The organism is Mesorhizobium sp. M0152, from assembly GCF_040322415.1.
Lineage (GTDB): Bacteria > Pseudomonadota > Alphaproteobacteria > Rhizobiales > Rhizobiaceae > Mesorhizobium.
In genome coordinates, this window is the sequence record NZ_JAMYTH010000023.1 from 1 (window position 1) to 13,558 (window position 13,558).

Genomic DNA, 13,558 nt, shown 5'->3' on the forward strand with positions numbered 1-13,558 from the left:
TTTTTTTGGTGTTTCCCCGTGCCTTAATGGGCCTAGTCGGGGGCGCTAATTTGGTGCGGCTCCTAATTCACCCTCTCGGGGCCGGGGGCCCCCGCGGGGGGCCCTTCGCATTGACGTCACGTCAGCTTAAAGTTATGTCGTCTTCCCAAAACCGGACTCACTTTAGGGCGACATGCATTAGCTGTCGCGAAGCTTGACCAGGTCGTTCAGGAGTCCGCCCGTTCCGTTATGGACGGTCAGCCGCTCGACCTTGCCGGCGATGGTCTCCAGAGCTTCGAGCTCCTTCAGCCGCAGCATCACCGGGTTCTCGGCCATCACCCTGGCCGTGTTGAGGAGGGAACGCGTGGCGTTCGTCTCCTCGCGACGGCGGATGACGTTGGCCTCGGCCTGCTTCTCGGCCGATACCACCTGGTTGAGGATCTCGCGCATCTCGCCCGGCAGGATGACATCCTTGAGGGCGATATCGCTGACCTCGACGCCGATCGCGGCCATGTCGGCGCGGACCTTGGCCGCGGCGTCCTCGTCGATCGTCACCTTCTTTTCAAGGATCTGGTCGAGCGTAAGCGCGCCAAGCGTCTTGCGGAAGGCGTACTGGAGGGCGCGGTAGAGGGCCTCGGAGAAGTCCTTCACGGCGCTCACCGCCTTGACCGGATCGACGACCCGGTATTCGGCGGCGATGTTGACGCGGATCGTGACGCGATCCTTGGTCAGCACTTCCTGCCCGGCGACATCGAGCGACTGGCGCTTGAGGTCGACGACCTTGATCTGCACCAACCGTCCGACATTCCAGAAGCCATGCACGCCCGCGGCCAGCGTCCGCACGAGGACACCGTCGATGAACAGCAACCCGGCCTGACCGTCGACGACCGGATGGACGGACATCAATTCCGTCTTCCGGGCCTGGCCGAGCCGGCGCATGACCGCCGGATCGATGGCGAGATCGGCTGACGCGTCGATCAGCGTCACCTTCCACGGACCGGCATCCGTCCACAGCACAAGCTTGCGGTCCGGCGCCAGCACGGAATGCAGGTGGCCGTCGCGCTCGATGATCGCGACTTCCGTGCGCCCGGTACGAACGACGGTGAAATGACGCGCGGCCACATCCGGGAGCTTGTCGAACAACGCCTTCTCATACGCCGAAACGAATTCCGGGTTCTTCAGATCGTGCCGCGACACTTCGAGGCTTCCGCGCCGATTGGCGAGCCAATGTTCGCCCGGCATCAGGACAGCCTTGATCTCCCCCTTGTGAAGGGTGAGGGCACGTTCGTTTTCCCTTACGAGGACGCGCTCGCGTCCAAGAACCTTGTCGAGAATAGTCGTCATTGTCTTACTCCTGTCGGGCACGGCCCCATGTGAGGCGTCAAGTCATGCGTCGATCTTCCCTTTCGTTTCTCGTTTCACGTCGTCACGGTCCGGGCACGAATGATCCGGGGACCGGTAGCATCGATCCGTGGCGGACCTGCGGGAGCGGATCGCGGGGCAGCAAAGCGGGCGCCGGAGGCCTTGGCCCCCTTTGCCGGCGACGCCGCGCCTTGATCGTCACCGCGGGCCTGGCCGCGAGCCGATGGCGTCAGAGCTTTCGACACGGCCCGCGCCCGAAGGCTCGTGCCGTCCGTCAGATCTTCAGCATTCCAGTCCCCGGACCGTTTTCAGATAACACCCGGCAGGGTGCTGGCTTATCAGGCCAATGGAGAAGGGATCGAACCTTCGACAGTCAGATTAGAGTCTGATGCTCTTCCAGCTGAGCTATCCGTGGTGCAGACGACGGGACTCGAACCCACAACCTCCGGACCTAAATCCGGCGCTCTTCCAGTTGAGCTACATCCGCGATCCCAATCCCCGAAGCGGCGCCGTATACAGGGCGGCAAAGCCGCCTGCACGGGTGGAAACGAAAGCTCCAACCGTTGTGCTCGCTTCGGTTTTCGTGACCGGGAGCGCGCCTATAGCCCCTGCGACGGGTTGTCGCAAGCGGCATCGTCGCGGCGATCTGCGGCTTCTCTCAACTGTGGCAATTCGGCAACGCCGGGTTCGATGCCAACGAGCCTCAGCGCGTGTCAGAACGTAACGCGGCCGAGCACGCGCAGGCCGTCGCCTTGCGGCTCGACGACCACGGCTTCGCCTTCGCGCGGCGAAGTGCCTGTCAGGGCCACGATGTTTTCCAGGTGGGTCACCATGACCAGATTGTCGGAACCGGAATAGGCGCGGATTTCCTTTATGATCGCCGCGATCTGCGCTGCCTTCTGAGCCTTATCGCTTTTCAAGAGGTCGAGCGGCGCAAACAGCTCCGGCTCGGCTTCGAAGGCGATGCGCGCGGTGTCGAGGCAGCGGCAATAACGGCTTGACAGCACGCGTTCGATCGGTGCCGCGCGGGCGGCAAACAACGCGCCGATCTTGCTCGCCTGCTGCTTGCCGCGTGCCGACAAATTGACCTGGGTGGCACAACTGTCGATGTCGAAATTAGCTGGATCGGTGGAGCCGGTGACCATGGCGTGGCGAAGCAGCACGACATGGCCGCCGTCGCGCAGCAGCGCCCACCCGGCATCCGTCGCATAGGCGGTGCCGGGGACGACAAGCAGGAAAAACGCCAAGGCAAGTCGAATCATCGCATCCTTTCAGGAGGCCGACAGCAGGCCATTCGCATATAGGGACCGGAAAGCCGGCACAAAGACAAGCGGAGGGCCTCCGGTCCGGGGGCTTTACTTTTTGGCGATCTGCTTCTTCACCAGATCGATCTTCTGGCCGGTGAGCGGAATAGGCATCGGGTGGCCGGCCTCGGTAAAGCCGCTCTCGATGGCGCGATTGCGCCGCGACCGTGGCTCGCCTATCCCTGAAAAATGTCTCCGCTCACCGAAACCGTCCTTTTCGTCTTCAGTCTCGTCGCGCTCGGCTATCTCGCCGGGCTTACCGGCTATCTGAAACCGGCGAGCGGCGAGGGGATAGCCGATTTCGCGATCTCGGTGGCGATGCCGCTGCTCCTGTTCCAGACCATGGTGAATGCCGATTTCCATGGCGTGGCGCCCTGGTCGCTATGGGGCGCCTATTTCACGGCGGTGGCGATCACCTGGGCCGCTGGTCATGTCGTCACCACGCGGGTCTTTGGGCGGGATTCACGCGCCGGCGTCGTTGGCGGCGTGTCCTCGGCCTATTCCAATGTTGTGCTGCTCGGCGCGCCCTTCATCCTGGGCGTATTCGGCGCGAGCGGCTTCGAAGTGCTGTCGCTGCTGGTTTCAATTCATCTGCCGATCATGATGGCGGCCTCGATCGTGCTGTTCGAGATGTTCGGCCGCGGCGGCAGCGAAGCCGTGCATCCCTTGCGCGTCATACGCGGTTTCCTGCGGCGGCTGTTCCTCAACCCGCTGATCATCGGCATTCTTCTGGGGCTTGCATGGCGCCTCAGCGGCGTGCCGCTGCCGGGCCTTGTCATGCGGCTGGTCGATGCGCTGGCCGGCACGGCCGGGCCGGTGGCGCTGTTTGCCATGGGGCTCAGCCTGCGCCGCTTCGGTGTTTCCGGCAATGTCAGGCCGGCACTGGCGCTTTCGGTGCTGAAGTTGTTCCTGATGCCCGCATTGGTCCTTGCTTTCGTCTGGCTGCTCGGCCTGCCGCCCTTGACGGCCAAGGTCGCGGTGGTGGTCGCGGCGTTGCCCTCCGGCATCAACTCCTACCTCATCGCCGTTCAGTTCGATACCGGCCAGGCGCTGGCCTCCAACCAGATGACCATCGCCACCGCATGCGCCGCCGTCACCACCGCATTCTGGCTGGCGGTTGTCGTCCAGGTTTTCGGCTAAGGTATTCCCCGGCTGCTCTCGCCTCGGGCTGGCCCAACCCCTATATGCCATCTTGCGATTGCTTGGCGGGCTTGCCCTAGGTAAAGAGCAGTGGCTCCGGCGTGCCGGCTTCAGTCCATGGCGTACGCTCACCAAGAATTCACAGACCGGCCGTGCGCCGAACGGAGGACAGACCATGCTTCAGAAAACCAGCCATTTCATGCGGCAGGCCAATCTCATCAACGGCGAATGGGTGCAGGCCGACAGCGGGCAGACTGTCGACGTCAACAACCCGGCCACCGGCCTGAAGATCGGCACCGTGCCGAAGTCGGGCAAGGCCGAGACCCGCCGCGCCATCGAGGCCGCCGACGAAGCGTTCAAGACCTGGCGCAAGACCACCGCGCTCGAGCGCTCGAAGCTGCTGCGCAAGCTGCATGACGCGATGATGGACAATCAGGACGTGCTGGCCGAACTGCTCACCATCGAGCAGGGAAAATCGCTGTTCGAATCGAAGGGCGAGATCGGCTCGGCCGCGTCCTACATCCTGTGGTTTGCCGAAGAAGGCCGCCGCACCTATGGCGACGTCGTGCCGTCGCCATGGGCGGACCGCCGCATCCTGGTGACCAAGGAGCCGGTCGGCATCATCGCCGCCATCACGCCGTGGAATTTCCCGTCCTCGATGCTGGCCCGCAAGCTCGGGCCGGCGCTCGCCGCCGGCTGCACCGCCGTGGTAAAGCCAGCCTCGCAGACGCCGTATTCCGGTCTCGCCTGGGGCGCGCTCGCCGAGGAAGTCGGCTTCCCCAAGGGCGTCGTCAACATCCTGACCGGCGCCGCCGGCGAGATCGGTGACGAGATCTGCGCCAATCCGCTGGTCAAGAAGATCACCTTCACCGGCTCGACCGAGGTCGGCAAGATCCTGATCCAGAAGTCGTCGGTCACCGTCAAGAAGGTGTCGATGGAACTCGGCGGCAACGCGCCGTTCATCGTCTTCGACGATGCCGACATCGAGCGCGCGGTCGCCGGCGCGATCACCGCCAAGTACCGCAATTCCGGCCAGACCTGCGTCTGCACCAACCGCTTCCTGGTTCAGGCCGGCGTCTATGACAAGTTCGTCGAGAAGCTCGCTTCCGCCAGCAATGGGTTGAAGGTCGGTTCCGGCCTCGAAGAGGGCGTGCAGCAGGGGCCGCTGATCGACGAGAAGGCGGTCGAGAAAGTCGAGGAACTGATCGCCGACGCCACCTCCAAGGGCGGCAAGGTCGTCGCCGGCGGTAAGCGCCATGCGCTGGGCGGCTCGTTCTTCCAGCCGACGGTCATCGCCAACGCCACGCCCAAGATGCGCTTCATGAAGGAAGAGATTTTTGGGCCGGTCGCACCAGTGTTCAAATTCGAGACCGAGGAAGAGGCCGTTTCACTCGCCAATGACACCGAATTCGGCCTTGCCTGCTATTTCTACACCGGCGATCTCGGCCGCGCCTTCCGCGTCATGGAAGGGCTGAAATACGGTATGGTCGGTGTCAATGAAGGCCTCATCACCACGCCGGAGGCGCCATTCGGCGGCGTCAAGGAATCCGGCCTCGGCAAGGAAGGCGGACATCAGGGCATCGAGGATTACCTCGACACCAAATATGTCTGCATCGGCGGCCTCGGCCTCTGATGATCTATCCCTGAGGGAGGCAGGTATGTAACCTGCCTGCCAGGGGAATCGAGGAACCAGCCGAAATCCTCTGGATCAACCGGCACTTGCGGGTATTGCGATGAAGGACGGCGAGGTTTTCGGCACGACGCAGGCGGGCGAGCCGGTGCGTCGCTTCACGATCAGGGGCGGCGGTCTCAGCGCGAACATCATCGGGCTGGGCGCGATCGTCCAGGATCTGCGGCTGACCGGACATGATGCACCGCTGGTTCTCGGCTACGACAATCTGGAGGCCTATGAGACCGATACCGCCTTCTTTGGCGCGGTCGTCGGACGCTATGCCAACCGCATCCGCGATGGCCGCTTCACCCTCACCGGCAAACGCTACCAGACTGACCGCAACTTCCTTGGCAAGCACACGCTGCATGGCGGCTCGCAAGGCTATTCGCGCCGGCCGTGGGCGGTTTCGCTGCATGGCAGGGATTTCGTCACGCTGACGCTTCATGATCCCGACGGGACGATGGGCTTTCCCGGCGCGCTCGACGTGACCTGCACCTACCGGCTGAAGATACCAGGCACGCTCAGCGTCGAACTGACGGCGACTTGCGAGGAGCCGACGCTATGCAATGTCACCCAGCATTCCTATTTCAACCTCGATGACGGCGGCGCCGGCGACATCCTCGACCACAGGATGATGCTGAATGCCGGAGCCTATCTGCCGGTCGACGGCGACATGATCCCGACCGGCGTCGTCAAACCGGTCGACGGCACGCCTTTCGATTTCCGCCAGGCGCGGCCGCTGCGCATGGAGACCGAGGGCGAACAACTGCCTTACGACCAGAATTTCTGCCTTGCTTCGACTCGCGGGCCGCTCAGGCAGGCTTCGTGGACGCAAGGGGCGAGTTCCGGCGTCGAGATGGAGGTCTGGACCACGGAACCCGGCGTTCAGCTCTATACCGGCCAGTACGTGACGCCGCGCAACGGCTTGGAAGGGCGGAACTACAAGGCCTTCTGCGGCTTCTGCCTGGAACCGCAGATATGGCCGGATGCGCCCAACCGCGCCTATTTCCCGCAAGCGACATTGTGGCCTGGCGAGATCTATCACCACGTGACGGAATATCGTTTCCGCCTGCCTTGATATTATCCCTCGAACGCCGCCTGTAGCGTGGCAAAAGGCGCAAGCGCACCGCGCACCTGCACCACGGCTGCGGCGACGCGATGGGCGCGGCGGGCAGCTTCCACCGGATCATGGCCGGCGAGACGGGCTGCCAAATAGGCGCCGTTGAAGGAATCCCCGGCGCCGGTGGTGTCGACGGGTGCCGCGACATGGATCGCCGCCACGTCGTGCAATGCGCCTTTTTCGGCAACCAGGGCCGGCGCTTCACCGTTCTTGACGACGACCTCGTCGACCAGTTGCCCGAGCCGGTCAGCCGTCGCTTGCGGGTTTTCATCACCAAACAGCATCTGCTCGTCGGGAAAGGTCGGCAAGGCAATGTCGGTGACGGCCAGCGCTTCGACGATCGCTGCCTGCGCGTCCTCCCGACTGCGCCAGAGCCGTGGCCGGTAGTTGGGATCGAAGGCCACGGTCGAGCCGGCCGCCCGCGCCTTGGCCACGGCCACTAGCAATGTGGCGCGTGCGGCATCGTCCAGAATTGCCAAAGTGATGCCAGAAAAGTAGACAAGCGCCTGGTTTTCCAGGCTTTTCGACAATGACGATGGGTCCGAGGCGAGCTGGCGGGCGGCGGCGTCACCGCGCCAATAGGTGAAGGAGCGCTCCGCACCGGTCAGCGTGATGGCATAGAGGCCGGGCCGTGCCCCCGGTATCACGGGGCTGGAGCCGATGCCGATGCCGTTTTCGGCGAAGAAGCCGATCTGGTCTTGCGAGAAAGGATCGTCACCGAAGGCGGAGACGTAGGTTGCCGGCCTGTCGCCGCTCAACGCATGCAGCGCCCACAGCGTGTTGAACGTGTCGCCGGCAAAACCCATGCGCCAGTTCGGGCCGGTCTGGCCCGATAGTTCCAGCATGCATTCGCCGATCGAGGCGACGCCGTTTCCAGCCATGCAGAATCCTCCTGTGATTTCGGTGCTGTAGCTTTTTGCCGCCGGCAGCGCCATGCTTGGCAAGCAGGCTTTTTTCCGCCACAGCGTTTTCCCACAGGCTGGCGGGATGCGATCCGTCCGGCAGAGCGTTGTCTGCAGAAGAGGAACAGGTTTGTCATCGTTATGGCGTTATCTCCTGGCAGGCCTTGGTCTGGCCGCCTTGCTGGTCTGCATTCTCGCGGTCGTCTACCTGACGGCGCCGCGGTCGTCGCAGCCTGCCGGTCCGGATATCGCGCGGACGAAGGCGACAAACAATGGGCTGTTCGTGGCAAGTTTTGCGCCGGAGCGGGGCGTCGTGCGAGTGGGCGAGCTGGAATCCTGGCTGCTGACCCTGAAGACCAAGGCCGGCGTGCCGGTGGAAGGCGCTGCGATCGCGATCTCCGGCGGCATGCCGCGGCACAGTCACGGCCTGCCGACCAGCCCGCAAGCGACCGACTATCTCGGCAACGGGCGTTACCGGATCGAGGGGGTGAAATTCACCATGAACGGCTGGTGGCAGCTGCATTTCGCCATCTCGGCCACCGCCGGTTCCGACACGGTCCTGTTCAACGTGGTGTTGTGAGCGACAGATGAGGCGCCTTTTTTGCTTTCTGGCGCTGACGGTTGCCATTACGCTTGGCGGTTGCGGCAAGCCTGATTTTTCCGATACGGAGAAGAAAACAATCGCTTCGCTGGCGCTGTCCGCGCTGCCGGCACTCAAGCCCGACACCACCAACCGCTTCGCCGACGTGCCGGCCGCCGCCGCCCTCGGTTCGACGCTGTTCTTCGACGCAGGGATGAGCCGCGACGGCACGGTGTCGTGCTCGACCTGCCACAAGATCGACCGGCAGTTTCAGGACGACCTGCCGCAAGCGGTCGGCGTCGGGCGCACCAACCGCCGCACCATGCCGCTGGCCGGCGTGGCGCGCGATCCCTGGTTCTTCTGGGACGGCCGCCGCGACAGTCTTTGGGCGCAAGCGCTGACGCCGCTCGAAAACCCGCTGGAGCAGGCGGGGAACCGCGCCGCTTACGCGCACTACATCAAGACCCGCTTCGGCGAGCGCTATGAGCGCATCTTCGGGCCGCTTCCCGATTTTTCCGGCATACCGTTGAATGCCAGCCCGCAGGGAAACGACGCCGAGAAGGCCGCCTGGAATGCAATGAACGGCGCGCAACGCGACGCGATCAACGGCGTCTATGCCAATATAGGCAAGGCGATCGCTGCTTTCGAACGCTCGATCGAACCGGCACCGACACGCTTCGACCGCTTTGCGCTGGACCTCGTCACCGGCGCCGAACCGAAGGGCGACGCGGTCTTTTCCGGCGAGGAAATCCTTGGCCTGAAGCTGTTCATCGGCAGGGCCAATTGTGTGAGCTGCCATAACGGCCCGCGCTTCACCGACGGTACTTTCCACAATACCGGCGTGCCACCCGTTGCGGGCCTCCCGCCGGATCGCGGCCGCATCGATGCCGTGGCGCAGGTCGAGGCCGACCCGTTCAACTGCTTTGGCGTCTACCGTGATGGCGACGTGAGTGCCTGCGGCGAGTTGCGCTTCATGGTCAAGGATGCGCCGGAACTGGTCCGCGCCTACAAGACGCCCTCACTGCGCGGCGCGGCGGCGCGACCGCCTTATATGCATGCCGGCCAGTTTTCATCGCTCGACGAGGTGGTGGCGCATTACGCCAAGGCCGCACCGAGCGTGGAGGGGACCTCCGAAATTCACCCGCTGGAATTGTCGGATCGCGAACGTGCGGCGCTGGTGGCGTTTTTGAAGACCTTGTCGGAGTGAGGTTTGCCCGGGGCAGGGACGACAGGATACCGAAATCACGCACCGGCCATTGAGCGCCTAACGATCCTTCACCGTCTCCATTGCCACGAAGGTCGAGGTCTGGGCGACATGGGGCAGGGCCGAGATGCGCTCGCCGAGCACGCGGCGATAGGCGGCGATGTCCCGGGTGCGGACCTTCAGCAGGTAATCGAAGCTCGATGCCATCATGTGGCATTGCTCGATCTCCGGCACGGCCTGGACGGAGCGGTTGAAAGCGTCCAGCGCGGCGGACCGGGTGTCTGACAGTTTCACCTGGACGAAGGCGACATGGCCTTCGCCCATGCGCTCGCGGTCGACGATCGCCTGGTAGCCCCTGATGTAGCCGTCCTTCTCCAGCCGCTTCACCCGCGCCTGCACAGGTGTCTTCGACAGGCCAACCTTTGCCGCGAGCTCGGACATCGAAAGCCGGCCGTCGCTTGCCAGTGCCGACAGGATGTTGCGGTCGATGCGGTCCAATTGGTCTTCCGTCATGGAAAAGGCAGTCCATTCTTCTGATGTTGTGGCACAAGGATAGATCGGGCGGCCTGCCATGTCGATTTCTTTGGACCGGCTGAATTTTTGGAGCTGTGCTAGCTTGCGCCATTCGGTCCGGTGACCACCGGCCCGACCCCTTTTGCTCGCTCAACAGGACCGTCATGCCAGCGCTCGATGCCATCCGCCAGCAGATCCGCGCCAACTATCTGCCCGACGAAGACGAGGCGGTGAAGCGGCTGGCGGAAGCGACAGGTTTGTCGGCGAAGGACCGCAAGGCGATCTCGGGGCGCGCGGCCGATCTGGTGCGGGCGGTGCGCGGCTCGTCTGATCCCCGGCTGATGGAGGTCTTTCTCTCGGCCTACGGCCTTTCCACCAAGGAGGGCGTGGCGCTGATGTGCCTGGCCGAGGCGCTGCTGCGGGTGCCCGACACCGAGACGATGGACGACCTGATCGCCGACAAGATCGCGCCGCACGACTGGTCCGCGCATTCGGGCGGTTCGAGCTCGATCTTCGTCAATGCCTCGACCTGGGCGCTAATGCTGACCGGCCGCGTCCTCGAGGAAGGCGAGGGCGGTATCGAAGGCACGTTGCGCGCGATGGTTCGCCGGCTGGGCGAGCCGGTCATCCGCAAGGCTGTGGCCGCCGCCATGCGCGAAATGGGCGAACAGTTCGTGCTCGGCCGCACCATAGCCGAGGCCGTCAAGCGCGGCCGGCCGATGACGCAGAAAGGTTATCTCTATTCCTTCGACATGCTGGGCGAGGCGGCCCGCACCGAGGCCGACGCCTTGCGCTACCACAAGGCCTATGCGGATGCCATTTCCTCGCTGGACGCCGGTTCCAATGGCCCGGATATCCGCCAGAACCACGGCATCTCGGTCAAGCTTTCGGCGCTGCATCCGCGCTACGAGGTGGCGCAGAAGGACGGGATGCTGCCCGTCATGGCCGAGCGGCTGTTGTCGCTGGCGCTCGCCGCGCGCCATTCGCGCATGGGCCTCAATATCGACGCCGAGGAGGCCGACCGGCTGGATCTATCGCTCGATGTCATCGAGCGGGTGCTGGCGGAGCCGGAGCTTGCCGGCTGGAACGGCTTTGGCGTCGTCGTCCAGGCCTATGGGCCACGCGCGGCCTTCGCCATCGACTGGCTCTACGCGCTGGCGAAGAAATACGACCGCAACATCATGGTACGGCTGGTCAAGGGCGCCTATTGGGACACCGAGATCAAGCGGGCGCAGGCGCTCGGGCTGTCAGGCTATCCGGTCTTTACTCGCAAGGCCAACACCGACGTTTCCTACATGGCTTGCGCCAGGAAATTGCTGTCGATGACCGACCGCATCTATCCGCAGTTCGCAACCCACAACGCCCACACCGTCGCCGCCATCCTGTCGATGGCTGACAATCGCGACACCTTCGAGTTCCAGCGCCTGCACGGCATGGGCGAGGCGCTGCATGAGACGGTGCGCCGGGCCGAAGGCACGCGCTGCCGCATCTATGCGCCGGTCGGCGCGCATTCCGATCTGCTTGCCTATCTGGTCCGCCGGCTGCTGGAGAACGGTGCCAACTCCTCATTCGTGCACCAATTGACCGACGAGGAGGTCGAGCCGGAGGACATAGCCCGCGATCCGCTCGAAACGATCGAGAGCCAGGGCCCGGCCGCCAATCCGGCGATTGCCCGGCCTTCCCAGATCTTTGGCGCCGGCCGTCGCAATTCCCGAGGATTCGACATCACCGATCCGGTGACGCTGGCGGCGATCGACCATGCCAGGGCCGCGTTCGCTGGGCCCGATCGCTGGCATGCCAAGCCCATCACGAGGGCTGCCGGCCTTGGCAAGCAGTGCTCCATCATCAATCCGGCAAAGCCCGCCGAAGTGGTCGGCACGGTCAGCGAGGCGACGGCCGAGCAAGTCGCTGCCGCCGTGCGCATCGCGGTCGAGGCGCAACCGGCCTGGGCGAAGCGGCCTGTCGCGGAGCGCGCCGCCATCCTCAATCGGGCCGCCGATCTTTATGAAGCGAATGCCGTCGAGTTCTTCGCGCTCGCCACCCGCGAGGCCGGCAAGTCGCTGGCCGATGGCGTCGCCGAAGTTCGCGAAGCGGTGGATTTCCTGCGCTACTACGCCGCCGAGGCGGCCAATTCCGAGACGGGCACGCAGGCGCGCGGCGTCATCGTCTGCATCTCGCCGTGGAATTTCCCGCTCGCCATCTTCACCGGCCAGATCGCGGCCGCGCTCGTCACCGGCAATTCGGTCATCGCCAAGCCGGCCGAGCAGACGCCGCTGATCGCCTTCCGCGCGGTCGAGCTGCTGCGCGAGGCGGGCGTGCCGGAAGATGTCATCCAGCTGTTGCCCGGAGACGGGCCCTCGGTCGGCGGCCCGCTGACATCAGATCCGCGCATTGCCGGCGTCTGCTTCACCGGCTCGACCGAGGTCGCAAAGCTGATCGAGAAGCAGCTGGCCGAAACCGCCGCGCCCGACGCCATGCTGATCGCCGAGACCGGCGGATTGAATGCGATGATCGTCGATTCCACCGCGCTGCCCGAGCAAGCGGTGCGCGACATCCTCGCCTCGGCCTTCCAGAGTGCCGGCCAGCGCTGCTCGGCGCTGCGCGTGCTCTATGTGCAGAAGGACGTCGAAAAGAAGATGCTGGAGATGCTGAAGGGCGCCATGGAAGCACTCAGCATCGGCGATCCCTGGCGGATTTCGACCGATGTCGGCCCGGTCATCGATGACGAGGCACAAGCCTCGATCCGCGACTATTGCACGAAGATGGGGCTGCAAGGCCGGCTGATCGCCAAGCTCGAGGCGCCGAAAGATGGCCGCTTCGTCGCGCCGCATGTCTTCCGCGTCAAGGGCATCGAGGATATGGAGCGCGAGGTGTTCGGGCCGGTGCTGCATGTCGCGACGTTCGACGCCGACGAGATCGACGCGGTGATCGCCGCCATCAACCGCAAGGGCTATGGCCTGACCTTCGGCCTGCACACCCGCATCGAAGGCAGAGCGCAGCATTTCGTCGACGGCATCCACGCCGGCAACATCTATGTCAACCGCAACCAGATCGGTGCCGTAGTCGGTTCGCAGCCGTTTGGCGGCGAGGGGCTTTCCGGCACCGGTCCAAAGGCCGGCGGCCCGCATTACCTCAGACGATTCCGCAAGGGTCCGGAAGCCGGCACGCATATTGCCGAGGGCCACAAGGTGACCGCGACCGAACTCGCCGACAACCTGCCCGATCCGTCCCTTGGCGGCTGGTCGACGCGGCCGGACCGGGTCGCCATCCTGAGAAAGCATCTGCGCGGCAAGGGCGCGGCCGCCATTGGCGCCGCCGCCGGCATCGATTTCGGCCAGGTCGATCTGCCTGGGCCGACCGGCGAAGCGAACACGCTGTCGCTGTCGCCGCGCGGACGGGTCCTGTGCCTCGGCCCCGATGCCGACACGCTGCTTGCCCAGGTGATCCAGGCCCTTGCCGCCGGCAACGCCGTGCTTGCGGTGGCACCCGGTGCACCGGCCGCGTTGTCGGCGCTGACCGGCAAGGGTCTGCCACTGGCCGCCATAGACGGCCGGCCAGATCCGGTCGAAGCGCGTTCGCTGCGCGTCGACGTCGTCGCGTTCTCAGGCACACCGGAAGCCGCACGCATCGTGCGCAAGGTCATCGCCGACCGCTCAGGACCGATCGTGCCGCTGGTCAGCGAGGTGCTCAACCCGGCGGCCTATGCGCATGAACGCGCCGTTTGCGTCGACACCACCGCCGCGGGCGGCAATGCGAGCCTGCTGGCCGCGGCTTGACGCCGA

10 protein-coding genes and 2 tRNA genes are annotated in these 13,558 nt (G+C 64.7%); 6 read left to right on the forward strand and 6 right to left on the reverse strand.

What is annotated here, in order from left to right; all coding sequences use genetic code 11:
- Positions 1–177: 177 nt before the first annotated feature.
- The 4 genes from NKJ26_RS21590 to NKJ26_RS21605 all read right to left on the reverse strand — a co-directional run bounded on the left by NKJ26_RS21590 (position 178) and on the right by NKJ26_RS21605 (position 2,603).
- Positions 178–1,323, reverse strand: coding sequence for a slipin family protein (locus NKJ26_RS21590; RefSeq protein ID WP_352696996.1), 1,146 nt, complete (start codon positions 1,321–1,323; stop codon positions 178–180).
- A gap of 361 nt (positions 1,324–1,684) precedes the next feature.
- A tRNA-OTHER gene (locus NKJ26_RS21595) sits at positions 1,685–1,751 on the reverse strand.
- A 2-nt stretch (positions 1,752–1,753) separates the two neighbouring features.
- Positions 1,754–1,828, reverse strand: a tRNA-OTHER gene (locus tag NKJ26_RS21600).
- Positions 1,829–2,054: 226 nt separating this feature from the next.
- Complete coding sequence (locus tag NKJ26_RS21605) at positions 2,055–2,603, reverse strand: histidine phosphatase family protein (protein ID WP_352696998.1); 549 nt, start codon at positions 2,601–2,603, stop codon at positions 2,055–2,057.
- A gap of 231 nt (positions 2,604–2,834) precedes the next feature.
- On the opposite strand from NKJ26_RS21605, the gene NKJ26_RS21610 reads away from it, so the two are divergent.
- The 3 genes from NKJ26_RS21610 to NKJ26_RS21620 all read left to right on the forward strand — a co-directional run bounded on the left by NKJ26_RS21610 (position 2,835) and on the right by NKJ26_RS21620 (position 6,535).
- Entirely contained in the window at positions 2,835–3,785 is a 951-nt protein-coding gene (locus NKJ26_RS21610) for an AEC family transporter (protein ID WP_352697000.1), read from the forward strand.
- A 175-nt stretch (positions 3,786–3,960) separates the two neighbouring features.
- Positions 3,961–5,418, forward strand: coding sequence for an NAD-dependent succinate-semialdehyde dehydrogenase (locus tag NKJ26_RS21615; protein WP_352697001.1), 1,458 nt, complete (start codon positions 3,961–3,963; stop codon positions 5,416–5,418).
- 94 nt (positions 5,419–5,512) lie between these two features.
- A complete protein-coding gene (locus NKJ26_RS21620) occupies positions 5,513–6,535 on the forward strand; it encodes an aldose epimerase family protein (protein WP_352598058.1) in 1,023 nt (340 codons plus the stop codon).
- Between the two features lie 2 nt (positions 6,536–6,537).
- Here the strand turns inward: NKJ26_RS21620 and NKJ26_RS21625 are convergent, their stop codons facing one another.
- Positions 6,538–7,458, reverse strand: coding sequence for a sugar kinase (locus NKJ26_RS21625; protein WP_352697003.1), 921 nt, complete (start codon positions 7,456–7,458; stop codon positions 6,538–6,540).
- Positions 7,459–7,609: 151 nt separating this feature from the next.
- Between NKJ26_RS21625 and NKJ26_RS21630 the strand changes: the two genes are divergently transcribed.
- Together NKJ26_RS21630 and NKJ26_RS21635 are read left to right on the forward strand one after the other, a co-directional pair.
- Complete coding sequence (locus NKJ26_RS21630; protein WP_352697110.1) at positions 7,610–8,059, forward strand: FixH family protein; 450 nt, start codon at positions 7,610–7,612, stop codon at positions 8,057–8,059.
- Between the two features lie 7 nt (positions 8,060–8,066).
- Entirely contained in the window at positions 8,067–9,266 is a 1,200-nt protein-coding gene (locus NKJ26_RS21635; RefSeq protein ID WP_352697005.1) for a cytochrome-c peroxidase, read from the forward strand.
- Positions 9,267–9,323: 57 nt separating this feature from the next.
- On the opposite strand, the gene NKJ26_RS21640 is transcribed toward NKJ26_RS21635, so the two are convergent.
- A complete protein-coding gene (locus tag NKJ26_RS21640; protein WP_027024806.1) occupies positions 9,324–9,776 on the reverse strand; it encodes an Lrp/AsnC family transcriptional regulator in 453 nt (150 codons plus the stop codon).
- 164 nt (positions 9,777–9,940) lie between these two features.
- Between NKJ26_RS21640 and putA the strand changes: the two genes are divergently transcribed.
- A complete protein-coding gene (gene putA, locus NKJ26_RS21645) occupies positions 9,941–13,552 on the forward strand; it encodes a bifunctional proline dehydrogenase/L-glutamate gamma-semialdehyde dehydrogenase PutA (protein WP_352697007.1) in 3,612 nt (1,203 codons plus the stop codon).
- The last annotated feature ends 6 nt before the right edge of the window (positions 13,553–13,558 follow it).

Bases quoted from the DNA above. Each gene is read 5' to 3' on its own strand.
- NKJ26_RS21590 (WP_352696996.1), bottom strand. From the start codon at position 1,323: ATGACGACTATTCTCGACAAGGTTCTTGGACGCGAGCGCGTCCTCGTA.
- NKJ26_RS21605 (WP_352696998.1), bottom strand. From the start codon at position 2,603: ATGATTCGACTTGCCTTGGCGTTTTTCCTGCTTGTCGTCCCCGGCACC.
- NKJ26_RS21610 (WP_352697000.1), top strand. From the start codon at position 2,835: ATGTCTCCGCTCACCGAAACCGTCCTTTTCGTCTTCAGTCTCGTCGCG.
- NKJ26_RS21615 (WP_352697001.1), top strand. From the start codon at position 3,961: ATGCTTCAGAAAACCAGCCATTTCATGCGGCAGGCCAATCTCATCAAC.
- NKJ26_RS21625 (WP_352697003.1), bottom strand. From the start codon at position 7,458: ATGGCTGGAAACGGCGTCGCCTCGATCGGCGAATGCATGCTGGAACTA.
- NKJ26_RS21635 (WP_352697005.1), top strand. From the start codon at position 8,067: ATGAGGCGCCTTTTTTGCTTTCTGGCGCTGACGGTTGCCATTACGCTT.
- NKJ26_RS21640 (WP_027024806.1), bottom strand. From the start codon at position 9,776: ATGACGGAAGACCAATTGGACCGCATCGACCGCAACATCCTGTCGGCA.
- putA (WP_352697007.1), top strand. From the start codon at position 9,941: ATGCCAGCGCTCGATGCCATCCGCCAGCAGATCCGCGCCAACTATCTG.